At 73.1% G+C, this 24,877-nt stretch carries 22 protein-coding genes and 3 pseudogenes; 15 read left to right on the top strand and 10 right to left on the bottom strand.

Going from position 1 to position 24,877, the window contains the following annotated elements:
- Window positions 1–317: 317 nt before the first annotated feature.
- Window positions 318–587 carry a hypothetical protein gene (locus ACW69E_RS10395; RefSeq protein WP_457497979.1) on the top strand — a complete coding sequence of 90 codons (270 nt, stop codon included), beginning with the start codon at window positions 318–320 and terminating at the stop codon, window positions 585–587.
- A complete protein-coding gene (locus tag ACW69E_RS10400) occupies window positions 580–1,221 on the top strand; it encodes a DUF6879 family protein (RefSeq protein ID WP_457497875.1) in 642 nt (213 codons plus the stop codon). Before ACW69E_RS10395 ends, ACW69E_RS10400 begins: the two co-directional genes overlap by 8 nt.
- Window positions 1,222–1,356: 135 nt before the next feature.
- Here ACW69E_RS10400 and ACW69E_RS10405 read toward each other — a convergent pair whose 3' ends face one another.
- On the bottom strand, window positions 1,357–1,779 hold the full coding sequence (locus ACW69E_RS10405) for a winged helix-turn-helix transcriptional regulator (protein ID WP_457497876.1): 423 nt from the start codon (window positions 1,777–1,779) through the stop codon (window positions 1,357–1,359).
- A 79-nt stretch (window positions 1,780–1,858) separates the two neighbouring features.
- On the opposite strand from ACW69E_RS10405, the gene ACW69E_RS10410 reads away from it, so the two are divergent.
- Entirely contained in the window at window positions 1,859–2,689 is an 831-nt protein-coding gene (locus tag ACW69E_RS10410; RefSeq protein ID WP_457497877.1) for an NAD(P)H-binding protein, read from the top strand.
- Window positions 2,690–2,722: 33 nt separating this feature from the next.
- On the opposite strand, the gene ACW69E_RS10415 is transcribed toward ACW69E_RS10410, so the two are convergent.
- Entirely contained in the window at window positions 2,723–3,130 is a 408-nt protein-coding gene (locus tag ACW69E_RS10415) for a hypothetical protein (RefSeq protein ID WP_457497878.1), read from the bottom strand.
- A gap of 174 nt (window positions 3,131–3,304) precedes the next feature.
- On the opposite strand from ACW69E_RS10415, the pseudogene ACW69E_RS10420 reads away from it, so the two are divergent.
- The 5 genes and pseudogenes from ACW69E_RS10420 to ACW69E_RS10440 all read left to right on the top strand — a co-directional run bounded on the left by ACW69E_RS10420 (window position 3,305) and on the right by ACW69E_RS10440 (window position 8,639).
- Window positions 3,305–4,242: pseudogene (locus ACW69E_RS10420) on the top strand (carbohydrate kinase family protein).
- Between the two features lie 21 nt (window positions 4,243–4,263).
- Window positions 4,264–4,512: pseudogene (locus tag ACW69E_RS10425) on the top strand (DUF504 domain-containing protein); the annotation flags it as partial.
- 69 nt (window positions 4,513–4,581) lie between these two features.
- Window positions 4,582–5,247, top strand: a complete 666-nt coding sequence (gene pnuC, locus ACW69E_RS10430; protein WP_457497879.1) for a nicotinamide riboside transporter PnuC — start codon at window positions 4,582–4,584, stop codon at window positions 5,245–5,247.
- Window positions 5,244–6,365 (top strand): AAA family ATPase, encoded by a 1,122-nt coding sequence (locus ACW69E_RS10435; RefSeq protein WP_457497880.1) that lies wholly within the window; start codon window positions 5,244–5,246, stop codon window positions 6,363–6,365. Before pnuC ends, ACW69E_RS10435 begins: the two co-directional genes overlap by 4 nt.
- Window positions 6,366–6,560: 195 nt before the next feature.
- Window positions 6,561–8,639: an N-6 DNA methylase gene (locus ACW69E_RS10440; RefSeq protein WP_457497881.1), complete on the top strand. Its 2,079-nt coding sequence runs from the start codon at window positions 6,561–6,563 to the stop codon at window positions 8,637–8,639.
- 37 nt (window positions 8,640–8,676) lie between these two features.
- Here the strand turns inward: ACW69E_RS10440 and ACW69E_RS10445 are convergent, their stop codons facing one another.
- The 3 genes from ACW69E_RS10445 to ACW69E_RS10455 all read right to left on the bottom strand — a co-directional run bounded on the left by ACW69E_RS10445 (window position 8,677) and on the right by ACW69E_RS10455 (window position 11,944).
- Window positions 8,677–9,426 carry a ThuA domain-containing protein gene (locus ACW69E_RS10445; RefSeq protein WP_457497882.1) on the bottom strand — a complete coding sequence of 250 codons (750 nt, stop codon included), beginning with the start codon at window positions 9,424–9,426 and terminating at the stop codon, window positions 8,677–8,679.
- A gap of 84 nt (window positions 9,427–9,510) precedes the next feature.
- The gene (gene mgrA, locus ACW69E_RS10450) at window positions 9,511–10,512 is read right to left on the bottom strand and encodes an L-glyceraldehyde 3-phosphate reductase (protein WP_457497883.1); all 1,002 of its coding nucleotides are present in this window, start codon (window positions 10,510–10,512) and stop codon (window positions 9,511–9,513) included.
- Between the two features lie 166 nt (window positions 10,513–10,678).
- A complete protein-coding gene (locus ACW69E_RS10455; RefSeq protein WP_457497884.1) occupies window positions 10,679–11,944 on the bottom strand; it encodes a right-handed parallel beta-helix repeat-containing protein in 1,266 nt (421 codons plus the stop codon).
- Window positions 11,945–12,510: 566 nt separating this feature from the next.
- Between ACW69E_RS10455 and ACW69E_RS10460 the strand changes: the two genes are divergently transcribed.
- From ACW69E_RS10460 to mnhG, 7 genes are all read left to right on the top strand, one after another.
- The gene (locus ACW69E_RS10460) at window positions 12,511–14,943 is read left to right on the top strand and encodes an AAA family ATPase (protein ID WP_457497885.1); all 2,433 of its coding nucleotides are present in this window, start codon (window positions 12,511–12,513) and stop codon (window positions 14,941–14,943) included.
- Between the two features lie 546 nt (window positions 14,944–15,489).
- The gene (locus ACW69E_RS10465; protein WP_457497886.1) at window positions 15,490–18,438 is read left to right on the top strand and encodes a Na+/H+ antiporter subunit A; all 2,949 of its coding nucleotides are present in this window, start codon (window positions 15,490–15,492) and stop codon (window positions 18,436–18,438) included.
- Window positions 18,435–18,950, top strand: coding sequence for a Na(+)/H(+) antiporter subunit C (locus ACW69E_RS10470; RefSeq protein ID WP_457497887.1), 516 nt, complete (start codon window positions 18,435–18,437; stop codon window positions 18,948–18,950). Before ACW69E_RS10465 ends, ACW69E_RS10470 begins: the two co-directional genes overlap by 4 nt.
- Window positions 18,950–20,623, top strand: a complete 1,674-nt coding sequence (locus ACW69E_RS10475) for a Na+/H+ antiporter subunit D (protein ID WP_457497980.1) — start codon at window positions 18,950–18,952, stop codon at window positions 20,621–20,623. Before ACW69E_RS10470 ends, ACW69E_RS10475 begins: the two co-directional genes overlap by 1 nt.
- Complete coding sequence (locus tag ACW69E_RS10480) at window positions 20,616–21,269, top strand: Na+/H+ antiporter subunit E (RefSeq protein WP_457497888.1); 654 nt, start codon at window positions 20,616–20,618, stop codon at window positions 21,267–21,269. The genes ACW69E_RS10475 and ACW69E_RS10480 overlap by 8 nt, the downstream gene beginning before the upstream one ends.
- Window positions 21,266–21,544: a monovalent cation/H+ antiporter complex subunit F gene (locus ACW69E_RS10485; protein ID WP_457497889.1), complete on the top strand. Its 279-nt coding sequence runs from the start codon at window positions 21,266–21,268 to the stop codon at window positions 21,542–21,544. Before ACW69E_RS10480 ends, ACW69E_RS10485 begins: the two co-directional genes overlap by 4 nt.
- The gene (gene mnhG, locus ACW69E_RS10490; protein ID WP_457497890.1) at window positions 21,541–21,915 is read left to right on the top strand and encodes a monovalent cation/H(+) antiporter subunit G; all 375 of its coding nucleotides are present in this window, start codon (window positions 21,541–21,543) and stop codon (window positions 21,913–21,915) included. Before ACW69E_RS10485 ends, mnhG begins: the two co-directional genes overlap by 4 nt.
- 172 nt (window positions 21,916–22,087) lie before the next feature.
- On the opposite strand, the gene htpG is transcribed toward mnhG, so the two are convergent.
- The 5 genes and pseudogenes from htpG to ACW69E_RS10515 all read right to left on the bottom strand — a co-directional run bounded on the left by htpG (window position 22,088) and on the right by ACW69E_RS10515 (window position 24,838).
- Entirely contained in the window at window positions 22,088–24,037 is a 1,950-nt protein-coding gene (gene htpG, locus ACW69E_RS10495) for a molecular chaperone HtpG (RefSeq protein ID WP_457497891.1), read from the bottom strand.
- Between the two features lie 149 nt (window positions 24,038–24,186).
- Window positions 24,187–24,306, bottom strand: a pseudogene (locus tag ACW69E_RS10500) (protein-L-isoaspartate(D-aspartate) O-methyltransferase); the annotation flags it as partial.
- Window positions 24,249–24,380, bottom strand: a complete 132-nt coding sequence (locus ACW69E_RS10505; protein ID WP_457497985.1) for a hypothetical protein — start codon at window positions 24,378–24,380, stop codon at window positions 24,249–24,251. The gene ACW69E_RS10505 and the pseudogene ACW69E_RS10500, both read right to left, overlap by 58 nt.
- A gap of 63 nt (window positions 24,381–24,443) precedes the next feature.
- Entirely contained in the window at window positions 24,444–24,638 is a 195-nt protein-coding gene (locus ACW69E_RS10510; RefSeq protein ID WP_457497892.1) for a hypothetical protein, read from the bottom strand.
- A complete protein-coding gene (locus tag ACW69E_RS10515) occupies window positions 24,635–24,838 on the bottom strand; it encodes a hypothetical protein (RefSeq protein ID WP_457497893.1) in 204 nt (67 codons plus the stop codon). The genes ACW69E_RS10510 and ACW69E_RS10515 overlap by 4 nt, the downstream gene beginning before the upstream one ends.
- Between the last annotated feature and the right edge of the window lie 39 nt (window positions 24,839–24,877).

The raw sequence follows: 24,877 nt of genomic DNA on the forward strand, positions 1-24,877 counted from the left end.
GCCTGTACGCGCCGTCATCGTGGCGTGGGGCGCCGGCGGCCCGGCACGGTGGGCACATGACACCGACGACAGCCGCCGCGTGCACCGGACTCCCGCGGGCCGGAGCCGCGCCCACCGCGTACTTCGGCCCCACGCCTCATAGCGTGCGCTCCTCTTCAGGACACCTGATGAGACCGCGGCCTCACGGAGGTTCCGGAATCGCCTCCCGCCGGTTGGCCCGAAAGCATGTTCCTCAAGCCGTTTCCCCTCACTACAGTTGCCGCGTTTGCGCTGGTCAGCATGGCCGGTCACTTGATCCGGCCGGAGGGGTGGCAGCTGTGGACAGGCCCTGGGAAGCCGATGCCGGAACCGACTTCAAAGGGAGGATCGGCAAATCCCCTCAGGAGTTGGGGGTAACGACCGACAACGCCGACTGTCCGGACATCTGGGAGCTCGGGAACGGGGACATCGCCGTCATCGGACGGGACCTCACGGAATCACTCGGAAAGAACCTGCCGGCCGGTGTGTCGATCGGAGCCGACGAGCGGCTGGTGGTCATCCCCAGGAGCATGATGATCGCGGCGAAACCGGATATCCCCAATGTTTGAGTCATTCCCGGCAGGTGAATCGGTGCGCCTCGACCGGAAGAGGTACCACGAGGACTTCTACCGCGTCTTCGAGAGCGGGATCCGGGAGTTGAGGAAGCTCGAGCGCGGCCAGCACTTCAGGGAACGCGGCTTCCCGAGCTGGGAGGCCTTCGACTCCGGGGAGTGGGAGAAGGCCCTGTCCCTCGTCGAGGAGAAACGCGAGGTCTATACGCGGCAGTTGCGGGAAGCGGAACGCCTCGGGGTCCGGCAGCGCCGCCTGCGGGTGGTGGAGTTCCCCGTCACGCCGTATGTGCAGTGGGAGTTCTTCGTCCTCCGCCTCAAGGTGGAACTGGGCGACGAGATCAGGGCGATCGACGCCCGCGCCATCGCGGAGGCCGAGCGCGAGAGGCCCGTGCCAGAGGTCGTGATCCTCGGGGACCGGGCCATGTACGAGGTGGTCTACGAGAACGGGGACGCGGCGGGCGCCAGGCGTTACGCCGGTCCGGCGCTGATCGCCGAGACGGCGGCCGGTTTCGACGCGCTCTACGAGCGCGGCGAGGACTTCACGGAGTTCTTCGAGCGGGAGATCGCCCCGCTGCCCCCGCCCGCCGTGGGGCGGCGTGTCGCCGCCGGGCACGGGGCGCCCCGGGCCTGACCCGCGACCCGCTCCCTGCCCCCGGCGCCCCGGCCGTACCGCGTGCCCGCGTGCCCCGCGCCGACGCCCACCGGCCCCGCGTAGGCCGGTGGGCGTCGGCCCGCCCCGGCCACGACATCCGGCAGTGGACGCCCGTTACCGGATGTCGTGGCCGGGGTGGGTCCGGTCGTAGCGGTGCCGTGCCTCCGCGATGGCGGCGCGATGGGCCAGTGACCAGTCGGCCAGCGCCTTGACCAGATGGGTCAGTCCGGCACCGGTCTCGGTCAGGCGGTAGTCGACCTGGGCCGGGACGGTCGGGTAGACGGTGCGCAGGACGAGTCCGTCGCGTTCCAGCCTGCGCACGGTGAGGGTGAGCATCCGCTGGGAGATCCCGTCGATCGCGCGCTGCAGTTCCCGGAAGCGGCGCGGCCCGCCGGCGAGTTCGACGATCACCAGGACCGACCACTTGTCCCCGATGCGGTCCAGGACGTCACGGATCCCGCAGTCCGGGTGGTCCTCCTGCCCGCAGGGGGCGAGGTCGGCGGGCGCGGTGGTTACCCCGGTGTGCGTGGGTGACATCGAACTGCCTCCTTGTGGCCGGTACACGGGCCGATCAGGATCGATCGTAGTTACCGGAGAGAACCACGGCGGAGGACTTGTGACCGACACGATCCTGGTGACCGGAGCCAACGGAAACCTCGGCTCGGCCGCGCTCGCGGCGCTGCGTGCCCGCGGCGCGAACGCGACGGGCGGCAGCCGCACCCCCGGCGGGGGAATGCGGCGGCTCGACTTCGACGATCCCGCGGACATGGACCTCACCGGCGTGTCGACGCTGCTGCTGGTCTCCGCCGGCTACGCCGAGGACGACCGGGTCGTCGGGCGGCACGCGGCCGTGCTGGAGGCGGCCGTCCGCGACGGCGTCGGCCACGTCGTCTACACGAGTCTGGCCGGCGCCGGCGACCACCTCGCCTTCGCGCTCGCGCACCGTGCGACCGAACGACTCGTACGCGCCTGCGGCCTGCCGTGGACGATCCTGCGCAACGGCCTGTACGCCGAACTCTTCGGCGGCCTGCTGATGTGGGCCGACGGCGCGGTGGAGTCGGCGTTCGGCGACGGCGCCCTGGCGGCGGTCGCCCGTGCGGACCTCGCCGAGGCCGCGGCGGCCGTCGCGGCGGATCCGGCACGGCACGAGGGGCGCACCTACGACCTGACCGGCACTCCGGTCACGGCGGAGCGGGTCGCCGGCCGGCTCGGCGTTCCGCACCGGACCATCGGCCTGGGCGAGTACCGGCGCAGGATCGCCGAGGGGATGCCGGGTCTGCTGCCGTTCCAGCCGCCCATGCTCGTCTCGATCGCGACCGGCGTCCGGCACGGCTTCCTGGACGGCACCGGCCCCGATCTCGCCGGCCTCCTCGGCCGCCCGGCGCGCGACCCGCTGGACGCGGCCGTCGCGGCCGCGTCCGCCGCGCGGCCGGGGGCCGCGGCCTGAACCGGCCCGCTCCGCTGCGGGGAGTGAGCCGGTTCAGGGGCGGGCGTCCAGGCGGTGCAGCAGGGAGCCGTCCCGTCCGAAGACGTCCATCAGGTATCCCCGCTCCAGCGAGACGCCTTCCACCTGCACCAGGAAGAAGACGAGGGACTCCTTCAGCCGGTCGAACCTCTCCGCGTCCGAGTCCGTGGCGCGGCTGCGGACGGTCAGCAGGGGCACGCCGCCGGGGCCGGGCTCCCGCTGGACGGCGTAGACGTCCTCGTCGCCGCCGGATTCGCGGTAGCGCTCGGCCAGCGCCTTCGCCCCGGCGGGCGCGGCCGTGCCCACGGCCGTGGGGCCGGCGCCGGGGCGCTCCCGCTCCTGCCCGCCGGTGCAGGCGGTCAGGAGGACGGCGCAGAGCGGCAGGGCCAGTGCGGCGGCGCGGGTTCTTCTCCGTAAGGGCATCGGCCGACCGTACCGCCTCCGGGCCGCGGCGTGGGCGGCGGCCCGGAGGCGGTGGGGCGGGCTCGGTAGCGCCGGGACGGTTCCATGACGGCCGGGGCAGGGGCGTCCGGCTCCTGGGCGGCCACGTCGCCTCGCACATACTGGGAGGGCCGCACGAACGTGGGAGGCGCAGCGATGACCGGTCGGCACACGGAGTACGACGTCCTGGTGGTCGGGGGCAGCGGGGTGGACACCGTCGTCCGCGTCGGCTCCCTGCCGGTCCCGCTCGCCGACTCCGTCCCCGTCGGCCCCGTCGAGGAGCACCCCGGCCACACCGGCGGATACGTCGCGCTGGGTGCCCGGGCGCTCGGTCTGCGGACCGCGCTCGTGGACTTCGTCGGCGACGACTGGCCCGGCACCCTGGTCCGCGAGCGGATGGCCGAGGGGGGCGTGGAGTTCTTCCCGCTGGTCTCTCCCGCCGGTACCCGCCGCGCGGTGAACCTGGTCGACGCCGCCGGCCGCCGCATGTCCTTCTACGACGGCCGCGACCCGGCGGGACTGCGCATGCCGCGGGAGTTCCACCTGCCCCACCTGCGGCGCGCCCGCCACGTCCACCTGACCGTCATGGACTTCGCGCGCTTCCTCTACGACGACATCGAAGTCCTCGGCGTACCCGTCTCCACCGATCTGCACGACTGGGACGGGCTGGCCGACCACCACCGGGAGTTCGCCCTCCGCTCCGACCTCGTCTTCCTCAGCGCGGCGGGCGCGGGCGAGGGGACGCCCGCCCTGATGCGGAAGATCCTGCGCGAGGGCCGGGCCGAGGCGGTGGTCGCCACGGCGGGCGCGGAGGGCGCCTATGTCCTCGCCCGGGGCGCCGGCCCCGACCCGCACCATGTCCCGGCGGCCGTACCGCCGGGGCCGGTGGTGGACTCCAACGGCGCGGGCGACGCGTTCGCCTGCGGCTTCCTCTACGGCCGCCTCGCCGGACGCGACGTGCTGGAGTGCGCCCGCCTGGGCACGGTGGCCGGGGCCCACGCCTGCACGGCCCCGGCTCGGCCGCCCTCATCGGCGAGAAGGAACTCCTGTCGGCGGACGGGGCGGACGCGGACACCGGTGGCGTTCCGGGCTGAGCCCGGCGGGGAGGAGGGGTGATGCGCACCAGCGAGGAGGTCTACCACCAGATCCGCTGGGATCCGCGCCTGGATCCGGCCCGCTTCGTGCTGGGGATCCGGCAGCGCGGCGCCGCGCCCGAGCGCGTGCCCCTGCTCTCCTTCGTCCCCGGCGGGGAGATCCCCTGGCACCGGGTCCTGTTCGTGGAGGCGGACGGCGAGGTGGTCTGGGACCGCGCCACCGGCGTGGACCGCGTCGGCGTCTCCGAGGCCGGGCATCGCCGCACTCCCCCGTGAAATCCCTTGCCACCACCGGACCGACCCCCTTATCGTCACTTTGACAATTAAGGAGGTCGCCGCGTGGACACCGTCGCGGACCTGCTCGCTCCCCTCCAGCAGCCCCTCTTCACCCTGCTCGGCAGCCCCGTCAGCTGGGTGGAGGTGCTCGGCTTCGGCAGCGGGGGGCTGTGCGTGTGGCTCGTCGCCCGCCAGCACATCGCCAACTGGCCGATCAGCATCGCCAACAACCTGTTCTTCATCCTCCTGTTCGCCGGCGCCGGGCTGTACGCGGACGCCGGGCTCCAGGTCGTCTACATCGCGCTGGCCCTGTACGGCTGGTGGTCGTGGGTCGCCGGCGGCCCCCGGTCGACCTCCGGCCGGCTGCCGGTCAGCCGCACCGGCGTCCGCACCTGGTGGGTCCTGGCCTGCGCGACCGCGGCCGCCACCGCCGCGCTGACCGTGCTGCTGGACCGGGCCACCGACTCCACCGTGCCCTTCTGGGACGCCCTGACCACCGCGCTGTCGCTGGCCGCCACCTACGGCCAGTGCCGCAAGAAGGTGGAGTCCTGGTACCTGTGGATCGCCGCCGACGTCGTCTACGTGCCCCTGTACGCCCACAAGGGGCTGTACCTCACCTCACTGCTCTACCTGGGCTTCATGGCCCTGTGCGTGGCCGGGCTGATCGGCTGGCGGCGCGAGCTGACCGGCCGCACCGGCCCGGCGGCCCCGGTGGGGGCCGCCGCGTGAGCGGGGGCGCGGGCGGGAGACCCGGGCAGCCGGGCAAGGAGTTCGGGCACGGGCTGGTGCTGGGCAAGTTCTACCCACCGCACGCCGGCCACCACCATCTGGTCCGCGCCGCCGCCGCGCGCTGCCGCCGCCTCACCGTGCTGGTGTGCGCCTCCTCCGTGGAGTCGGTGCCGCTGGCCGACCGGGTGGCGTGGATGCGCGAGGAGCACCCCGAGTCGGGCGTGGAGGTGATCGGGGCGGTGGACGACGTGCCCGTCGACTACTCCGATCCCGCCGTCTGGGACGCCCACATGGCGGTCTTCCGCGCCGCCGTGCCCGGACCGGTCGACGCGGTCTTCACCTCCGAGGCGTACGGCGCGGAGCTGGGCCGCCGCTTCGGCGCGGCGGCCGTCGCCGTCGACCCCGGTCGCACCGCGTACCCGGTCTCCGGGACCGCGGTGCGCGAGGATCCCGTCGGCTGCTGGCCGTACCTGGCCGCCCCGGTGCGCGCGGCCCTGGCCCGCCGGGTCGTCGTGCTGGGCGCGGAGTCCAGCGGGACCACCACCCTCTCCCGCGCCCTCGCCGAGCACTACCGGTCGCGGGGCGGGGTGTGGGCCCGGACGGGCTGGGCGCCCGAGTACGGGCGGCGGTACAGCGAGGAGAAGTACGCGCGGCTGCGGGCGCGGCGGCCCGGCGCCCCGTTCGGGGAGGTCGTCTGGGAGCCGGAGGAGTTCGAGCTGATCGCCGAGCGCCAGCTCGCCGCGGAGGACGCCGCCGCGCGGACCGGCTCCCCCGTGCTCTTCTGCGACACCGACGCCCTGGCCACCACGGTCTGGCACGAGCGCTACACCGGCCGCCGAAGCCCCCGGGTGGAGGCCGTGGCCGCCCGCGGCAGACACCATCTGTGGCTGCTGACCGACCACACCGGCGTGCCGTTCGAGGACGACGGGCTGCGCGACGGGGAGCATCTGCGGGCCTGGATGACCGGCCGCTTCCGCGCCGAGCTGAGCCGCCGCGGCCTGCCTCACCTGGTCGTCGGCGGGTCCCACCGGGAGCGCCTGCGCGCGGCGGTGGCCGCCGTCGACGAACTCCTCGCACGCGGCTGGCACTTCGCCGACCCGCTCCCGGAGCGCGGCTGACCGCCCGCCGCGCTCCGGGACGCCCCTCACGGCCCGTTCCGGACGACCCCGGGCGCCTCGTTCTGTGAACGGTGTCAAACGCCGTAGTAACCTGCCCAGTGACACCGACTGTTCGATTCCCGGCGCTCCCATCGGAGCTTTGAATTCGAACAGTTGCCTGTGGCAGCCCCGACCGATCCGACCCCGGAGATCTCGATGCCTTCAACACGCTCAGTGCCGGTCACCCTCGCGGAGATCGCGCGGATCGCCGGGGTGGGGCGGGCTGCCGTCAGCAACTGGCGGCGCCGCCACGACACCTTCCCCGCCCGGATCGGCGGCACCGACGCCAGCCCCCAGTTCTCCCTCGCCGAGATCGAGCGGTGGCTGCGGGAGAACGACAAGCTCAAGGAGATCGGGGGGCGCGAGCTGCTCTGGCCCGGTTTCGAGGCCCTCGGCAGCCGGGACGAGACGGGTCTGGCCATCGCCGAGGCCGGACGGCGGATGCTCGGCGGCCAGGCCCCCGCGCACGCCGCGCCCCTGTCCGAGCAGGCCGGTGAACTGGTCGACGAGGCCGTGGCGCTGGGACGGCGCGAAGGGGCGCGGGAGGTCTTCGAGTTCCTGCTGCAGCGCTGGCTGGACGCCCATGTCCGCCAGGTCAGCGCCAGTCCCCGGCCCCTGGCGGACCTGATGGCCGAGGTCGCCCTGGCGGCGCGCCCGTCCCCGGCCGGGGACGGCGGGGCGACCGTGCTCGACCCGGCCTGCGGCGCGGGTCATCTGCTGGACGCCGCCGCGCGGGCCGAGGCGGACGCGGGGGCGGCACGCGTCCGCCTGCTGGGCTGCGACAGCGACCCGGCGCTGGCCGCGCTGGCCGCCGCACGGCTGGCGTTCGTCACCGGCGAGGCGGGCGCTGCCGGGAAAACGGGGAAGACCGGCAAGGCCGGTGCGGGCGGGGTGCGGGTGACGGCGGACGTACGGGAGGGCGACTCCCTGCGCGCCGACCCGCACGAGCGGGCCGCCGCGGACGTCGTCCTGTGCAACCCGCCCTTCAACGAACGCGACTGGGGCTACGAGGAGCTGTCCACCGACCGGCGCTGGGTGCACGGCCTGCCGCCGCGCACCGAGTCCGAGCTCGCCTGGGTCCAGCACGCCCTGGCCCGGCTGCGGCCGGGCGGCACCGCCGTGCTGCTGCTGCCGCCGGCCGTCGCCTCCCGCCGGGCCGGCCGCAGGATCCGCGGCGCGCTGCTGCGCGCCGGGCTGCTGCGCGCCGTCATCGCCCTGCCCCCCGGCTGCGCGCAGCCGCACAGCGTCTCGCTGCACCTGTGGCTGCTGCGCGCCCCCGAGGGCACAGGACCCGCCGAGGACAACGGGGTCCTGCTCGCCGACGCGGCGGCCTCCCGGCGTGCGGCGGCCTCACGCGAGGGCGGGGTGGACTGGGACGCGCTGGGCGACTTCGTACGGACCGCGGTGCGCGCCTACGACAGCGGGGCGGCCGAACTGCCGGACTGCGCCCGGCGCATGGCCGTCATCGAACTGCTGGACGACGAGGTCGACCTCACTCCCGGGCGCCACGTCTCCCCCGCCCCCGGCGGCGATGAACTCGACCTGGCCAGCGCCTGGAGCGGCTTCGGCGAGGCCCTGGCCGGACTGCGCGCCGCAGGACGGGCGCTGTCCGCTCTGGAGCCGGCCGGGGACGGCGGGGGCGCGCAGCCCAGGACGACCGTGGGCGACCTGGCCCGGGCCGGGGCGCTCACCCTGCGCGGCGGCCAGCAGCCGCCGGACGGCACGGTACGAAGCGGCGAGGCGGGCGAGGACGGTCTGCCCCTGCTGACCGTGCCGGACCTGCTCCAGGGCGGCGGGCCGACGGGCTGGCTGCACACCTCGGACGTCTCCGACCGCGGAATGCTGGTGGCCAGGTCCGGCGACGTGGTGGTGGCCGGGGTGATCCGCGCCTTCGCCGCCTGGGTGCACCAGGGCCCGCCCACCGTGCTCGGCGCCCAGTTGTACGCGCTGCGCGTGGATCCGGAGAAGGTGGACGCCTGGTTCCTCGCGGGCTGTCTGCGCGCGCCCTCAAACGGCCGCCAGGCGGGCACCCACGCCTCCAGCGCATCCCGGGTGGACGTGCGCAGACTCCAGGTGCTCCAGCTACCGCTGGCCGAGCAGGCGCGCTACAGCGAGGTGTTCCGGCGGCTGACCGAGTTCGAGGAGTACCGCGGACGCCTGGACGAGCTGGCCTCGCGCCTGTCGCGCGACATCAGCGACGGCCTGGCGACGGGGCGGCTGTCGGCCGGGAGCTGAGGCCCGGCGCGGGGGCGGACACGCCGCGGCCCGCACCTCACCGCTCGTACCAGCCCTTCTCGCGCGGCTGCGACGTCCAGGGCACCGGAGCCCCCACCGGTCCGGCGGGACCGCCCGGTCCCGCCGGACCGGCCGCCCAGAAGGCCGCGTTGGCCAGGACGGTGCGGACGCCCGCGTGGCGGTAGACCGGGTACTCTTCGTGGCCCGGGCTGAAGTAGAAGACCCTGCCGAGCCCCCGGCGCCAGGCCATCCCGCTGCGGAAGACCTCCCCGCCCGCGAAGGAGGAGACGAAGACCAGTTCGTCGGGGGCGGGCACGTCGAACGGCTCGGCGTACATCTCCTGTTCCCCGATGACCACCGGCCGCGGCACCCCGGCGGCCACCGGGTGCGTGACGTCGACCGTCCACACCACCTCGCGGTCGCCGTGGCGCCAGCCGGAGATCCGGCCGCTGGTGCCCGTCAGGGCGCGAAAGACCCTCGACTCCGCGCTGGAGTGGAGGGCGACCAGCCCCATGCCCTCCAGCACCCGGGCGTGCACCCGCGCCACGACCTCGTCGTCCACCTCGCCGTGCCGCTTGTGGCCCCACCAGAACAGGACGTCGGTCTCCTCCAGCACCGTGCCGCCGAGCCCGTGCTCCTCCTCGTCCATGGTGGCCGTGCGCACGCGCAACTCGCCGTGGGGGGCGAGGGCGCCGGCGATGGCGTTGTGCATTCCCTCCGGGTAGACGGCGGCGATCCCGCCGTCGTCCGGGCCGCACTCGGTCCACACCGTCACGGAGATGGCCATGCCCCGCTCCTCTCCCGGGCTCCGGACTCCCGGGCCCCGGACCACGGACTTCCGGGAGCCCGGGTTTCCCGGGAGCGGCCCGGCCTAACCGGCCCGGCGGGCGAGGTGGCTCTCGATCTCGGCGAGCTCGTCGTCGGTGAAGTCGAGGTTGCCGGCGGCCGCGACGTTGTCCTCCAGCTGCCTCACGCTGCTGGCCCCGACGAGCGCGGAGGTCACGCGCCCGCCGCGCAGGACCCAGGCGATGGCCGTCTGCGCCAGGGTCTGGCCGCGCCGCCGCGCGATGGAGTCGAGCGCGCGGACCGTGGCCAGCGTCTCCTCGGTGATGCCCTCGGCCGTCAGGAACGGGCTGTCGCCCGCGGCCCGGGATCCGGCCGGGATGCCGGACAGGTAGCGGTCGGTGAGCAGACCCTGGGCCAGCGGGGAGAAGGCGATCGAGCCGGCGCCCGCCTCGTCGAGGACGTCGAGCAGGCCGTCCTCGACCCAGCGGTTGAACATCGAGTACGAGGGCTGGTGGATCAGCAGCGGGGTGCCGAGGCCGGCCAGGATGCGGGCGGCCTCGCGGGTCTGCTCGGGGCTGTAGTTGGAGATGCCCACATACAGGGCCTTGCCCTGCCGGACGGCGGTGTCCAGCGCGCCCATGGTCTCCTCCAGGGGCGTGTCGGGGTCGGGGCGGTGGGAGTAGAAGACGTCGACGTACTCCAGGCCCATGCGGCGCAGGCTCTGGTCCAGGCTGGCCAGCAGGTACTTGCGCGAGCCCCACTCGCCGTACGGGCCGGGCCACATGTCGTAGCCCGCCTTGGTGGAGATCACCAGCTCGTCGCGGTAGGGGCGGAAGTCGCGGGCGAGGTGGCGGCCGAAGTTGGCCTCGGCCGCTCCGGGCGGCGGGCCGTAGTTGTTGGCCAGGTCGAAGTGGGTGACGCCCAGGTCGAAGGCGCGGCGCAGGATCGCCCGCTGGGTCTCCAGCGGCTTGTCGTCGCCGAAGTTGTGCCACAGGCCGAGCGAGATCGCCGGCAGTTTCAGCCCGCTGCGTCCGACACGTCGGTAGGGCATGGTGTCGTAGCGCGTGTCCGCGGCGGTGTGTGTCACGGTGCTCCTCTTCTGCGAAACGGGCGGGGCCGGCGGCTCGGAGATCGCAACGCTACACCGCGCCGCGGCCGCGCCGGACGGCCGCTCGTGCCGCACGTACGGCGTCCTCCCGCCCGGAAGCGGGGCGGGAGGACGCCGTACGGTGCTTTCCGCGGGGCCCGTCCGCTCAGCAGGTGTTACGGCTGGTGTTGTTCAGGGTGAGGTTGCGGTAGGTGATGTTCGTACCGCAGGGGCTCTCCCTGAGCGAGGTGTTGCTCAGCGTCATGTTCTGCAGGGTGATGTCCCGGTTGCCCGGGAACTCGCTGCGGGCCGCCAGCCTGACCTCCCCACCGCCGCTGACCGTGCCGCCCTGGGAGGCGATCGTCACGTTGTAGCAGTTCTCGATCAGGATGGCGTTGTTGCCGGTGTTGGTCAGCGTCACCCGGTCGATGACGGCGCCGCCGCTCTCGGAGACGCAGAAGACCCCGCGCCCGCCGCCGCGTGCGATGACCTCGCCGACGCGGATGTTGGTCGGGTAGCTGCTGCCGACCCGGCCGTTGCGGTTGGCCATCCGGAACGCCGCGTAACCGGTGCCGGTGGCGGTGTTGTCGGCGTCGACCCTGCCCACCGTGGCGTTGATCGTGTCGTTGAGCAGCAGGCCGGAGTAGCCGACGTTGCGGGCGGTCACCGTTCCGATCGTCAGTCCGTCCACCCCGTAGGTCTCCACGCCGTGGTTGCTGGTACCGGAGACGTAGACGTTGTCGATGCGGATGTTGCGCGAGCGCGACGAGCGGTCGCCGTGGTTGTCGATCCGGATGCCCAGACCGCCGGAGACCCGCATGTCGATCTGGCCGAGCACCACGTTGGTGACGTTGCGCATGAAGACGCCGTACAGCGGGCGGCCGGTGACGGTCAGATGCCCGACCTCGACGTTCGTCGTGCCGCGGGAGTAGATCGGCGCCCGGTCACCGGAGCCTGAGCCGGTGACGTCTATGGTGCCGCACACGTCGATGGCGGTGTTGCTCGGCAGCGACACCCTGGTCCCGGCGCTGATCGAGCCCGAACCCCGCACCACCACGCGTTCCTTGGAGGAGCGGTTGGGGGTCAGGCTGCCGATCGCGGCCTGCATCGCGTCGCGCATGCTGCCGCCGGTGTAGACGGTGCCGCCGCCCCGGCGCGCGGTCCAGGTGCTCCCGCTCTTCACGGCCTCGGCCTGGTACGAGCCCTCGCCGCAGGCGGCCGCGGTGGCGGCCGGCCCGGCCTGTGCGGCCTGGGACTTGTGCGCGGCCACGGCCTTCTGCTCCTGCTGTGCCGCCTGTCCGGGGCGGTCGGCCCCGGGCTCCGCGGCCCCGACCGTGGTCGCCACCGTCGCCAGCATGGCCGCCGTCAGGGCGCCGGCCGCGACCGCGGCGAGTCTGCGCCTCCTGGCGGAGGGTACGGCTCCGCTTCTCATCGTGGGCTCCTTCTCGTGGGGGGACGCTCACCGCACACGGCACGGGGCCGCTCGCACCGGGCCGGGCCGGAGAGGGCCGCCTGGAGGGGGATTTCACGAGAAAAGTGCAGTAAGCGCTTTCTAAGTCCGTTAGTATTGCAACGTTTCATTCAGGGGGTCAAGAGCCGTGCGGCCACCCCGGAAAACAGCCGAACCGCGACCTCTCTCTGGGAGCGGACCGCCAAACCCCCCAGCAGACCACCTCTGACCTGCCGCTTCTCGCTCTCCCTGACCGGCCCCCGCTCCCGGGATCCCTTTCCGCGGAGCGCCCGCACCGAATAGCGGGCGGATTCGGAAACCCTGAACGGGCATATTCCTCACCGATCCGCCGATCCGCCGATCCGCCGCGTGCGCGGCGGACCGGCCCGGACGGCGCCCGCCCGGGGAACCCGCCCACGGAGCCCCCTCACGGCGACGCGCCGAGTCGCGGAACCTTCCACTCCGGATCAGACTTGGCCGTGGCCGGGCCGTGCCTCCCCCGGCCCCCGACCCCTGCTCCCGACCCCGGCACCGCCCAGGTGATCTCCATGCCGACGCCCGTGTTCGGACCGCAGGACCCGTTCGCCGAACCGCTCAACCGCCTCCTCGGCACCGGTTCCCAGGACCAGGAACCGACCCAGGACCAGGACCAGGTCCCGGCCGACCGGGCCGCGTCCGCCGGAGCGCTCCCGGACGAGTCCGCCCGGGAACTGCTGTCCCTGGCCGCCGGGCGGGCGGCCGGGGACGGCGGCGAGCTGGACACCGGCCATCTGCTGTGGGCCGCCACCCGGGTAGGCTCCTCCCGCCGTGTTCTCCAGGACGCCGGGGCGGAACCGGACCGGCTCGCCGCCGAACTGCTCCCGGCCCTCGCCAGGAGCGCCGGCGGCGCCGGGACCCGTCTGACGCCCGCGGCCGAACGCGCCCTGCTGGCGGCCCGTGCGGGCGCCCGCGCCGCCGGCGCGCCCCGCTTCGGTCCCGAGCACGTCCTGTCCGCCCTGCTGGACGATCCCCGCAGCGGCGCCGGCCAGGCGCTGCGCGCCGCGGGCGCCGCACCCGAGCCGGTACGCAGGGCAGCCTCCGGCCCGTCCCGCCCGCCCGACCGGTCCGGCTCCACCCCCGTACTGGACCGCTACGGCCGCGATCTGACCGCGCAGGCCCGTGAGGGCCGGCTGGACCCGGTGGTGGGGCGCGCGGAGGAGATCGACCAGATCATCGAGGTGCTCTCCCGCCGGACCCGGAACAACCCCGCCCTGATCGGTGAGCCGGGCGTCGGCAAGACCGTGGTCGTCGAGGGCCTGGCCCGGCGGATCGCGGCCGGCGAGGTGCCGCCGGAGCTGCGGGGCCGCCGGATCGTCGGCCTGGAGCTGGCCGCGCTGGTGGCCGGCGCCCGCTACCGGGAGGAGATCGAGGAGCGGCTGCGCGCGATCGTTGAGGAGGTCGCCTCCGACGACCGGATCGTCCTCTTCCTCGACGAGCTGCACACCCTCGTCGGCGCGGGCGCCGGCACCGACGGCTTCCCCGATCTCGGCGGCGCGCTGCGGGCCGCGCTCGCCCGCGGCGGGCTGCGCGTCGTGGGCGCCACCACCATCGACGAGTACCGCCGCCATGTGGAGCGGGACGTCGCCCTGCACCACCGCTTCCAGCCGGTGCTGGTGCCCGAGCCGACCGTCGAGGAGACCGTACGCATCCTGGAGGGCCTGCGCGGCTCCTACGCGGCCCACCACCAGATCCGTTTCTCCGACGAGGCGCTGCGGGCCGCCGCCGAGCTGTCCGCCCGCCATCTGACCGGGAGCTTCCTGCCCGCCAAGGCCGTCTCCCTGCTCGACCAGGCCGGCGCCCGGGCGCGGCTGCGCGGTCTCGGCCGCAGCGGTGAGGTCGCGGAGGTCGAGGACCGCCGCGACCTGCTGCGGCGCGAACTCGACCAGGCCCTGGCCCGGGAGGACCTGGGGCGGGCCGCGGCGCTGCGTGAGGGCATGCGGGAGCTGGACCTGGAGCGGGCCGCCGTCGCCGAGAAGCGCGAGAGCGCCGCCCGGGTGACGGTGGAGGACATCGCCGGCGCCGTCTCCCGGCGCACCGGCATCCCCGCCGGCCGGCTGGCCCGCGACGAGCGCGAGCATCTGCGGCACCTGGAGGAGAGGCTGCGCGAGCGGGTGACCGGCCAGGACGAGGCCGTCTCGGCGGTGACACGGGCGGTACGGCGGGCACGGGCGGGGATGAGCGCGCCCGGGCGGCCCGCCGCGGTCCTGCTGTTCGCCGGGCCGCCCGGGGTGGGCAAGACCGAGCTGGCCAGGGCCCTGGCCGCCGAACTCCTGGGCGACGCGAGCCGCCTGGTGCGGTTCGGCGCGGGCGCCCTGCGGGAGGGGCGTGGGGAGGCGGTGCGGCTGGACGAGGCGGTACGGCGCGGGCCGCACTCCGTCGTCCTGCTCGACGGGATCGACCGGGCCCACCCGGATGTCCTCGACTCGCTGGCGCGGCTGCTGGAGGGCGCACGGCCGGCCGGTGTCCCGGGCCCCGCCGCCGGCCTCGGGGAGGCGGTGGTCGTCCTGACCGTCACCGTCGACCCGCGCGGCGTGCTGGCCCACTCCGGCGACCCCGGCGCGCTGCGCGAGGAGACCCTGGCGCATCTGCGCGACCGGGTACGGCCGGAACTGCTGGAACACGTCGACGAGACCGTCTTCTTCCGCCCCCTGACCCGCGAAGACCTGCTGCGCGTCGTCGGGCTGCTGCTGGAGGACAGCCGCCGGCTGCTGGGCGCCCAGGGCATCGGCCTGGAGGTCGACCTCAGCGCCCGCGAGTGGTTGATCAACCAGGGCTACCAGCCCGACTCCGGCGCCCACCCGCTGCGCGGCACCGTCCGCACCCACCTGGACGACCACCTCGCCGACCTGATCCTCGACGGCGCCCTGCGCGCGGGCGACACGGCGCGGGTGGGTATCGACGAACACGGCCTGACCTGCGAGGTCACCGGCCGGCGGGGGTGAGGGCGCCGCGGCGGCGTCCGGCAGGACCGGTCCGGCACGGGCCGTACAGTCGCTGTGGCGTTCACCACGGGTGAGGCACGGTGACGACACGGGCCTCCCGGGCCGTCACGACGCCTGCGTCCGGGTCCGAGGACGCCCTCCGCTCCTCCGCTTCCGCCGACAACCGCTCCCAACCTCCCGAGATCCCGCCGTCGTCCGCCTGCCGAGGCCGGCCTCCCCAGGGCCGCGATCCGCTTTCCGGCACCCCGGTGACCTGTGGAGCAGGGGGCCGCGTCCTCCGCGGCGGCGCAGGTGAAGCAGACCGGGTTCGGCGGAGCGACCTATAAGATCGACCATAAAAACCACCTCGCCCCTGTCGGGGCGGCCCTTTCGTTACATGACCACCACGACAGAGAAGTGTGTGCCCGCCTTGAGCAACCTTCCCAGAACGGACAGCGATCCGCCGGGGGTGACGGCTCCCGGCTTTTTCCGGTCGGCGTCCGCTCCGTGTCCGGTGCCGGAGGTGCGCACCGCACACACACGTTCACGAGGAGGCCTGCCGTCGCGATGATGCTGACGCTGATCATGGTTCACCTGGCGGCGGCAGCGGCGGCTCCCTTGCTGGCCCGCCTGCTGGGCCGGAAGGTGTTCTGGCCGCTGGCCATGGTTCCGGCGGGCTCCTTGCTGTGGGCCGTCACCCAGGCGCGCACCGTGATCGGTGACGGCGTCCCGGTCCGGGAGAGCCACCGCTGGGTCGACTCCGTCTCGCTGGAGCTGTCCTTCCGGCTGTCCACCCTGTCCTGGACGATGACGGTGATCGTCACCGGGGTGGGCACGCTGGTCCTGCTGTTCTGCCGGTACTACTTCCGCGACGGCGACGACGGTATCTGGCGGTTCGCGGGCGTGCTCACGGCTTTCGCGGGCGCCATGCTGGGTCTGGTCCTCTCGGACGACATGGTGCTGCTGTACGTCTTCTGGGAACTGACCACCGTCCTGTCGTACCTGCTGATCGGGCACAACCCGGAACGCCGGGCGAACCGGCGGGCGGCGATGCAGGCGCTGATCGTGACCACCGCCGGCGGTCTGGCGATGCTGGTCGGCATCATCATGCTGGGCCAGACGTCGGGGACGTACCAGATCTCCGAACTGCTCGCCGACCCGCCCACCGGGGGCGCCGTCCCGGTGGCCGTACTGCTGCTCCTGCTCGGTGCGCTCTCCAAGTCCGCGCTGTTCCCCTTCCACTTCTGGCTGCCGGGCGCCATGGCCGCGCCCACCCCGGTGAGCGCCTATCTGCACGCAGCCGCCATGGTGAAGGCCGGGGTCTACCTGATCGCCCTGTTCGCGCCCGCCTTCGCGGAGGTGGCGCTGTGGCGGCCGGTGCTGTTCGTCCTCGGCGCGGTCACCATGCTGCTGGGCGGGCTGCGGGCGCTGCGGCAGAACGACCTCAAGCTGCTGCTCGCCTACGGCACGGTCAGTCAGCTGGGTTTCCTGGTGGTGCTGGTGGGCGCGGGGACCCGCACCGCCGCCCTGGCCGGCGTCGCCATGCTGGTGGCCCACGCCCTGTTCAAGGCGGCCCTCTTCCTGTGCGTGGGCGTGATCGACCGCTACGCGGGCACCCGGGACATCGCCCGGCTCAGCGGACTGTCCCAGGCCGTGCCCGCTCTCTTCGTCGCGGCGGTACTGGCCGGCGGTTCGATGGCCGGGCTGCCCCCGCTGGCCGCGTTCGTCGCCAAGGAGACCGCCTACGAGGCGTTCACCGGCGGGGACGCCGGAATCGGTGGGGTCTTCCTGGTGGCGATGGTGATCGCGCTGGTGGCGGGGTCCGCGCTCACCGCGGCGTACACCCTGCGCTTCCTGTGGGGTGCCTTCTCCGACAAGCCCGGGGTCGGGCCGCCCTGCGGGGACCGGCCGCGGTTCGGCTTCCTGCTGCCCTCGCTGCTGCTGGCCGGGCTGGGCCTGCTGGTCGGCTTCTCCGGCGGCTTCGAGAGCCGGCTGCTCAGCGGTTACGTGGAGGAGTTCCCGGACACCGGGCACCATGCGACGCTGGCGCTGTGGCACGGCATCGGTGTGCCGCTGCTGCTCTCGGTGGTCTCGGTGGCCGCCGGGTTCGCCCTGTTCCTGTCACGGCAGCGGGTGGAGGCGGTGCAGAGTCGCTTCGCCGCCCCGCTGGACAGCGAACGCAGCTACCGCTGGCTGATGCGCGGGGTGGACCGGCTGGCGGTCGAGGTCACCGGTGCCACCCAGCGCGGTTCGCTGCCGGTGTACATCGGGGTGATCCTGCTGACGCTGGTGGTCGTGCCGGGCTCCGCCCTGCTGGCCGCGCGGTACGACTGGTCGCAGACCTACTGGTGGGACACACCGGCGCAGGCGCTGGTCGGGGGCGTGATGATCCTGGCGGCGATCCAGGCCGCCCGCTCCCGGCGCAGACTCGAGGCGGCCATATCGGCCGGCGTGGTGGGCTACGGCGTCGCCCTGATGTTCGCCGTGCACGGTGCCCCGGACCTGAGCCTGACCCAGATGCTGGTGGAGACCATCACCCTGGTGATCTTCGTTCTGGTGCTGCGGCGGCTCCCGACGCACTTCTCTGCGCGGCCGCTGACCTCCGGCCGGTGGCTGCGGCTGGCGATCGGCCTGATGGTGGGCACGGTGATGGCGGCGGCGGCGTTCGCGGCCGGCACCGCGCGCACCGCCACACCGGTCTCCGAGGGTTTCGCCGAGCCGTCCGTCTCCTACGGCGGCGGGAACAACATCGTCAACGTGGCCCTGGTGGACATGCGGGCCTGGGACACCATGGGGGAGATCTCGGTGCTGGCGGTGGCCGCCACCGGGGTCGCCTCGCTGATCTTCCTGATCACCGGACGCTCCGGGCTCTGGCGACCGGCTCTGGACAACTCCCAGCCGGGCCGCCCCGGCTCCTCGGGCCGGTCGGGCTGGCTGAGCACCACCCAGGGCCTGAAGCCGGGCCGGCGGTCCATCATCATCGAGGTCGTCACCCGCCTGCTGTTCCACACCATCCTGGTGTTCTCGGTCTACCTGTTGTTCACCGGGCACAACAGCCCCGGCGGCGGCTTCGCCGGCGGTCTGGTCGCGGGGCTGGCGCTGTCCGTGCGCTATCTGGCCGGCGGACGGCGGGAGCTCAACGCGGCGGCACCGGTGGACGCCGGGCTGGTGCTGGGCGCCGGCCTGTTCATTGCCACCGGCTCGGGCCTGTTCCCGCTGTTCCTCGGCGGCGACGTACTCCAGAGCACCAAGGTGGACCTGGTGCTGCCGCTGCTGGGCGAGGTCCACTTCGTCACCTCCCTCTTCTTCGACATCGGGGTCTATCTGGTGGTGATCGGGCTGGTACTGGACATGCTCCGCAGCCTCGGCGGCGGTATCGACCGCGACGTCGCCGACCAGCGGGACGGGACAACAGCGGGCGAGGTGCCCGCCGAGCCGGCCGGCGGTCCCGCAGGCCAGGGGGAGAGCGGCCCCGCGGCGCAGAGCGCCGGGCGGGCCGGGGGAGGCGCGGTATGACGGACATGAGCGTCAACATCCTGCTCACCGTGGTGGTGGGCGCCCTGTTCACCACCGGGGTGTACCTCATCCTGGAACGCAGCCTGACCCGCATCCTGGTGGGCATCCTGCTGATCAGCAACGGCGTCAACATGCTGTTCCTGGTGGCCTCCGGGCCGGCCGGCCGGTCGCCGTTGCTGGGGCGCAACGCGCCGGACGAGATCAGCGACCCGTTGCCGCAGGCCCTGGTGCTCACCGCGATCGTGATCACCCTGGGCGTCTCGGCCTTCCTGCTCGCCATGGCCTACCGCAGCTGGCAGCTCAACCGGCACGACGACGTGCAGGACGACGTGGAGGACGCGCTGATCCGGCGGCGGGCGGAACGCGACGAGGCTTCCGCCAGCTACGACGACAGTGCCGGCGGCACGCTGGACGAGGAGGGGAGCGACACCTCCGACCACGGCGAGGACGGCGTCGGGAAGACCGGCACCCTCACCGGCGACAGCCCCAACTCCCTCCGGAAAGGCATATGATCACCGCTCTCCTGCCCCTGCCCGTCGTCCTGCCGCTGTTCGGCGCCGGTCTGGCGTTGGCCATGGGCCGCTCCGCCCGGGCTCAGCGGGTGGTCAGCCTCGTGGTCCTGGGAACGACCACCCTGATCACCGCGGTGCTGGTGGCCCAGGTGCACGCCGAAGGGCCGTTGGCCATGCGGGTGGGCGGCTGGCCCGCCGAGATCGGCATCTCGCTGGTGGCCGACCGGCTGTCCGTCCTGATGCTGCTGGTGTCCACCGTGGTGGCACTGTGCGTCCTGGCCTACTCGCTGGGCCAGGGAATGATCGAGTACGGCAGCAACACCCCGCTGTCGGTCTACCATCCCACCTTCCTGGTGCTGGTGGCGGGCGTCTCCAACGCCTTCCTCTCCGGCGACCTGTTCAACCTCTACGTCGGTTTCGAAGTGCTCCTGATGGCCAGCTACGTGCTGCTCACCCTGGGCGGCACCGGAGCGCGGATCAGAGCCGGCACGGTGTACGTGACGGTCAGTCTGGTCTCCTCGGTGATCTTCCTGTCCGCGATCGCCCTGGTCTACGCGGCGACCGGCACCGTGAACCTGGCCCAGCTCGGGAGCCGGCTGGCCGAACTGCCCGACGAGGTGGCGCTCGTCCTGCAGCTGATGCTGCTGATCGGCTTCGCCATCAAGGCGGCGGTCTTCCCGCTGTCCGCCTGGCTGCCGGACAGCTACCCCACCGCTCCGGCCCCGGTCACCGCGGTGTTCGCGGGGCTTCTCACCAAGGTGGGCGTCTATGCGATCATCCGGCTACAGACCCTGCTCTTCCCGGACAACGCGCTCAGCGACCTGCTGATGTGGACCGCCCTGTTCACCATGATCATCGGGGCGCTGGGGGCGATAGCCCAGTCGGACATCAAACGAGTCCTGTCCTTCACCCTGGTCAGCCACATCGGCTACATGGTGTTCGGCGTCGCGCTGGGCTCCGAGGCCGGACTGTCGTCCGCGATCTTCTACGTGGCCCACCACATCACCATCCAGACCACGCTGTTCCTCGTGGCCGGCCTCATCGACCGGCTGGGCGGCAGCACCTCGCTGGACCGGCTCGGCCGCCTGGCGCAACGGTCCCCGATGCTGGCCGTACTGTTCTTCATCCCCGCGATGAACCTGGCCGGCATTCCGCCGTTCTCCGGGTTCCTGGGCAAGCTGGGGCTGCTCCAGGCCGGGGTGGACGACGGATCCTGGCTGGCGTACGTGCTGGTCGCGGGCGGGGTGGTGGCCAGCCTGCTGACCCTGTACGCGATGGCCAAGGTATGGAACCGGGCCTTCTGGCAACCGCCGAACGCGGTCGGGGAGACCACCGAGGACACCGACGGCCCCTCCGTGCCGGAGCCGGTGCCCGTCGCCGCCCTCGCCGAGCCGGCGGCTCCGTACGGGCAGGAGGGCGGACGGCCCGGGGCAGCGTCCGGTCCGGCACACGCACGTACCGACCTGCACGGCAAACCACTGCGTGACACGTTCCCCCGGGCCCGCCGGTCACATCTGGCCATGGCGTTCCCGGCCGCCGTACTGGTCGTGCTGAGTACCGCGATCACGGTGGTGGCCGGACCGCTGTTCCATTTCACCGACGAGGCCGCACGCGATCTGCGCCAGCCGTCCTCCTACGCCGAGACCGTCCTGGAGGAGGGCGACCATGAGTGACACCACTGTCGACGACCCCGGCGTCACCGCATCCGGCGCACCGGCCGGCCGGGCCGGGGCCGGCAGAACCGGGGCGGGGCGGACCGGGGCGGGGCGGCCGAAGCGCAGGCCGGCGCTCCAGTGGCCCTTCATCACCTGGCTGGTGGTCGTCTGGGTGCTGCTGTGGGGAGACCTCTCCTTCGCCAACGTGTTCTCCGGACTGGCGGTGGCCGTCCTGGTCAGCCTGGTGTTCCCGCTGCCGCCGATCGCCTTCGCCGGGCGGGTGCGCCCCCTGCCGCTGGCACGGCTGGTGCTGCGCTTCTGCTACGACCTGGTGACCGCGAGCCTCGAAGTGGCCGCCCGGGCGCTCGACCCGCGACACAAACCGGTCAACTCGGTCATCGCCGTACGGCTGCGCAGCCGGTCCGACCTGTACCTGACCCTGACCGCGGAGCTGCTGACGCTGGTCCCGGGCAGTGTGGTGCTGGAGGCGGACCGGGACAGCGGGACGCTGCATCTGCACGTCCTCGGCGCGAACGACGAGACAGGCATGGCGCGTGCCCGGGAAACGGCGCTCGCACAGGAGGAGCGACTGGTCCGGGCACTGGCCTCGGACTCCGAGCTGGCCGCCTTCGAGCGGGCCAAGTCGGAAGGAGATGCCATATGACCGTCGTGGTCGTCGTCTCGGTGGTGATGCTCGCCGTGGCCGCCGTACTGTCCATGCTCCGCATGGCCCTAGGGCCCACGGTGCTGGACCGCATCGTCTCACTGGACGTCATCGCCGCCGTCACCATCGGCGGACTGGCGGCCGAGGCGGTGCTCAACCGTCACTCCGACACCATCCCCATCCTGGTGGTGCTTTCCCTGGTGGGATTCGTCGGCTCGACGAGCGTGGCCCGCTTCGGGGTGGGGGCCGGACCGGAACGGGAGGGGGACACATGAACTGGACCGCCATCGCCGACACCGTCTCCGCGGTCACCCTGCTGGTGGGCGTGCTGCTGACCCTGGTCGCGGCCGTCGGCCTGGTCCGCTTCCCGGACGTGCTCAGCCGGATGCACGCGGCGACCAAGCCGCAGACGCTGGGCATGCTGCTGATCCTGGTCTCACTGGGCTTCCGGCTGCGGGACCCGGCGGCGGTCGGGATGCTGATCACGGTGGCCCTGCTGCAGCTCCTGACCGCGCCGGTCTCGGCGCACATGGTGAGCCGCGCGGCCTACCGGCGGGGGTTCGCGCCGCCGGAGACCATCGCGGTGGACGAACTGGCCAAGGCGGAGAGCGAGGAGTTCCGGACGACCGGCACCGGTCCGGGCTGAGCACCGGGTGGCCCGCCCCTCCCCCGGTCGGCTCGCCCGGCCGCACCGGGACCGGGTCCCGGCGCGGCTGCGGGACCGCTGGGGGAGGGGCGGAGAAACGAGTCGGCGCACCCGGCAGGGGCGGGGCGGTACGAGGCCCTGCCGCCCCGCCCCTGCCGCAGAGTTCAGGCCCTCACAGGGTGCGCTCCAGACGCTCGGCGAGGAGCTTGGTGAAGCGGGCCGGGTCGCCGGGCATGCCGCCCTCCGCCAACAGCGCCATGCCGTGGACGAGTTCGGCCATGCCCTCCAGGTCCGGCGCGGAGGCGTTCTCCGCGTGCGCCTTGCGCAGGCCGGTGATCAGCGGGTGGCCGGGGTTGATCTCCAGGATGCGCTTGCTCTCGGGCACCTCCTGGCCCATGGCGCGGAACATGCTGCGCAGGCCGGGCGTCATGTCGTCGGCGTCCGAGACGACGCAGGCCGGCGAGACGGTCAGCCGGGAGGACAGCCGCACCTCCTTGACCTCGCCGCCGAGCCGCCCGGTCATCCACTCCAGCAGCCCGGCGTACTCCTCGCGCTGCCGCTCCCGCTCCGCCTCGGCCTGCTCCTTCTCCTCCTCGGTGCCGAGCTCGGCCTCGCCCTTGGCGATGGAGAGCAGCTTCTTCCCCTGGAAGTCGGGCACCGCGTCGACCCACACCTCGTCGACCGGATCGGTCAGGAGAAGCACCTCCAGTCCCTTGTCCCGGAAGGCCTCCATGTGCGGCGAGCTCTCCACCGCGCTCCGGGACGGGCCGGTGAGGTAGTAGATGTGCTCCTGGCCCTCCTTCATCCGCTCGACGTACTCCTGGAGGGTCGTCGGCTTCTGCGCGTTGTGGGTGGACGCGAAGGAGGAGGCTGCCAGGATCGCGTCGCGGTTGTCGGGGTCGTTGAGCAGACCCTCCTTGACGACCGCTCCGAACTCGCGCCAGAAGTCCGCGTACTTCTCGGGCCTGGCCGTCCTCATCTCCTTGAGGGTGGCCAGCACCTTCTTCGCCAGCCGCCGGCGCATCAGCTGGATGTGGCGGTCCTGCTGGAGGATCTCGCGGGAGATGTTCAGCGACAGGTCCTGGGCGTCGACCACGCCCTTGACGAAGCGCAGGTAGGTGGGGACCAGCTCCTCGCACTCCTCCATGATCAGGACGCGCTTGACGTAGAGCTGCACGCCCCGCCGGTCCTGGGAGAGGACGCCCTGCGGCGGCCTCGCGGGCAGGAAGAGCAGCGCCTGGTACTCGAAGGTGCCCTCCGCCTGGACGCGGATGGTCTCCAGCGGATCGGTCCAGTCGTGGCTGATGTGCTTGTAGAGCTCGTGGTACTCCTCGTCGGAGACCTCGCTGCGGGGCCGGGCCCACAGGGCCTTGCGGGAGTTGATCGCCTCCGGCTCCGGCTTCCCGCCGTCCTCGCTCCCGCCGTCCGTGTCCTTCTCCACCTCATCGGCACCCGCCTCGACCAGGCGGATGGGCCAGGTGATGAAGTCGGAGTAGCGCTTGACGATCTCCCGGATCTTCCAGGGGGCCGTGTAGTCGAAGAGGCGGTCGTCGGTGTCCTCGGGCTTGAGCTTCAGGATGACGGAGGTGCCCTGGGGCGCGTCGTCCACCGTCTCGATCGTGTAGGTGCCCTCGCCGGTGGACGTCCAGCGGGTGCCCGCGGACTCCCCGGCGCGGCGGGTCAGCAGCGTGACCTCGTCGGCCACCATGAAGGCGGAGTAGAAGCCGACGCCGAACTGCCCGATCAGCGCCTCCGCCGACGCCGGGTTACCCGCGTCCCCGGCCTTCTGGGCCTCCTCCAGCTTGCGGACGAACTCCGCGGTGCCGGACTTGGCGATCGTCCCGATCAGCCCCACGACCTCCTCGCGGGACATCCCGATGCCGTTGTCGCGCACGGTCAGCGTGCGGGCGTCCTTGTCGGTCTCGATCTCGATGTGCAGGTCGGAGACATCGGCCTCCAGCGAGTCGTCGCGCAGCGCCTCGATGCGGAGCTTGTCGAGCGCGTCGGAGGCGTTGGAGACCAGCTCCCTCAGGAACACGTCCTTGTTCGAGTAGATCGAGTGAACCATCATCCGCAGGAGGCGGCTGGCCTCCACCTGGAACTCGAACGTCTCGGCCGTCATGGTCGTGGATTCCCCCACCAGTCGTCGTCCGTGCCCGGCAGGCCCCCGCGCCGCCGGGCGGCGCGGGGGCCTGCCGGGAAATGCCTTTCCCCGCGATGTTATGCCGGACGGGCCTCCTGCCCGGCGCGCACACCCGGGTTACGGCCCGCTCACACCGGCCAGGAGTCGGCCGGGTCGTCCAGCCAGGCCCGCTGCCCCCGCGGCGTGACGGTCAGGCCGAACCGCTCGTACCCCGGCCCGCCCCGTTCCCGCCACCAGCGGTGGGCGGCTGGTGGGGGCCGGGGTACGGCTCCCCCGGCAGCTTGTCGCCGCCGCCTCCGTTGCGTCGCGTCTGGTTCGTCATGTTCTCTCCCATCGCTGTCGTGCGTCCCCGGCCTCGGCCCCGGCCCCGAACGAGGCCGGGGGTCTATCGGGCAGGGGCGCGGTCCCGTTGCCGCAGGGCCTCCCACACCAGGGCGTTGAGCGTTTGGACGCAGTCCTCGCAGGCGTACAGCTCGGCCTGCTGCCCCTCGGTCTGCACCGGCCCGAGCCACACCACCGGCACCTGCGGCCGGAGGCAGTAGAGCCAGCACCGCCCGGTGATCCAGATGCGGGGCCTCACCGGAAGCGCTGCTCGCTGTGCCGGTTCGCCGCCCGCACCCCCGCGCTCAACTGCTCCTCGGGCGTGGGCAGACGGGTGTTCTCCGGCAGGCACTCCCACTCCCGCCCCCCGCCGGGCGGGCGGAGGAAGTACCGCCCGCCGCTCCTGCCCATCAGCTCGCCGATCCGGTCGCGCACGGTGTCCACGAGGTACGTCGCCATGCCTGCTCCTGTGCTGTGCGTGGTGTCTTTCCGTATCCA

The organism is Streptomyces sp. SS8, assembly GCF_054072955.1.

Excerpts from the sequence above, each read along its gene's own strand:
- ACW69E_RS10400 (WP_457497875.1), top strand. The coding sequence starts at position 580 with ATGTTTGAGTCATTCCCGGCAGGTGAATCGGTGCGCCTCGACCGGAAG.
- ACW69E_RS10405 (WP_457497876.1), bottom strand. The coding sequence starts at position 1,779 with ATGTCACCCACGCACACCGGGGTAACCACCGCGCCCGCCGACCTCGCC.
- ACW69E_RS10415 (WP_457497878.1), bottom strand. The coding sequence starts at position 3,130 with ATGCCCTTACGGAGAAGAACCCGCGCCGCCGCACTGGCCCTGCCGCTC.
- ACW69E_RS10440 (WP_457497881.1), top strand. The coding sequence starts at position 6,561 with ATGCCTTCAACACGCTCAGTGCCGGTCACCCTCGCGGAGATCGCGCGG.
- ACW69E_RS10445 (WP_457497882.1), bottom strand. The coding sequence starts at position 9,426 with ATGGCCATCTCCGTGACGGTGTGGACCGAGTGCGGCCCGGACGACGGC.
- ACW69E_RS10455 (WP_457497884.1), bottom strand. The coding sequence starts at position 11,944 with ATGAGAAGCGGAGCCGTACCCTCCGCCAGGAGGCGCAGACTCGCCGCG.
- ACW69E_RS10460 (WP_457497885.1), top strand. The coding sequence starts at position 12,511 with ATGCCGACGCCCGTGTTCGGACCGCAGGACCCGTTCGCCGAACCGCTC.
- ACW69E_RS10465 (WP_457497886.1), top strand. The coding sequence starts at position 15,490 with ATGATGCTGACGCTGATCATGGTTCACCTGGCGGCGGCAGCGGCGGCT.
- ACW69E_RS10470 (WP_457497887.1), top strand. The coding sequence starts at position 18,435 with ATGACGGACATGAGCGTCAACATCCTGCTCACCGTGGTGGTGGGCGCC.
- ACW69E_RS10480 (WP_457497888.1), top strand. The coding sequence starts at position 20,616 with ATGAGTGACACCACTGTCGACGACCCCGGCGTCACCGCATCCGGCGCA.
- ACW69E_RS10485 (WP_457497889.1), top strand. The coding sequence starts at position 21,266 with ATGACCGTCGTGGTCGTCGTCTCGGTGGTGATGCTCGCCGTGGCCGCC.
- mnhG (WP_457497890.1), top strand. The coding sequence starts at position 21,541 with ATGAACTGGACCGCCATCGCCGACACCGTCTCCGCGGTCACCCTGCTG.
- htpG (WP_457497891.1), bottom strand. The coding sequence starts at position 24,037 with ATGACGGCCGAGACGTTCGAGTTCCAGGTGGAGGCCAGCCGCCTCCTG.
- ACW69E_RS10505 (WP_457497985.1), bottom strand. The coding sequence starts at position 24,380 with ATGACGAACCAGACGCGACGCAACGGAGGCGGCGGCGACAAGCTGCCG.
- ACW69E_RS10515 (WP_457497893.1), bottom strand. The coding sequence starts at position 24,838 with ATGGCGACGTACCTCGTGGACACCGTGCGCGACCGGATCGGCGAGCTG.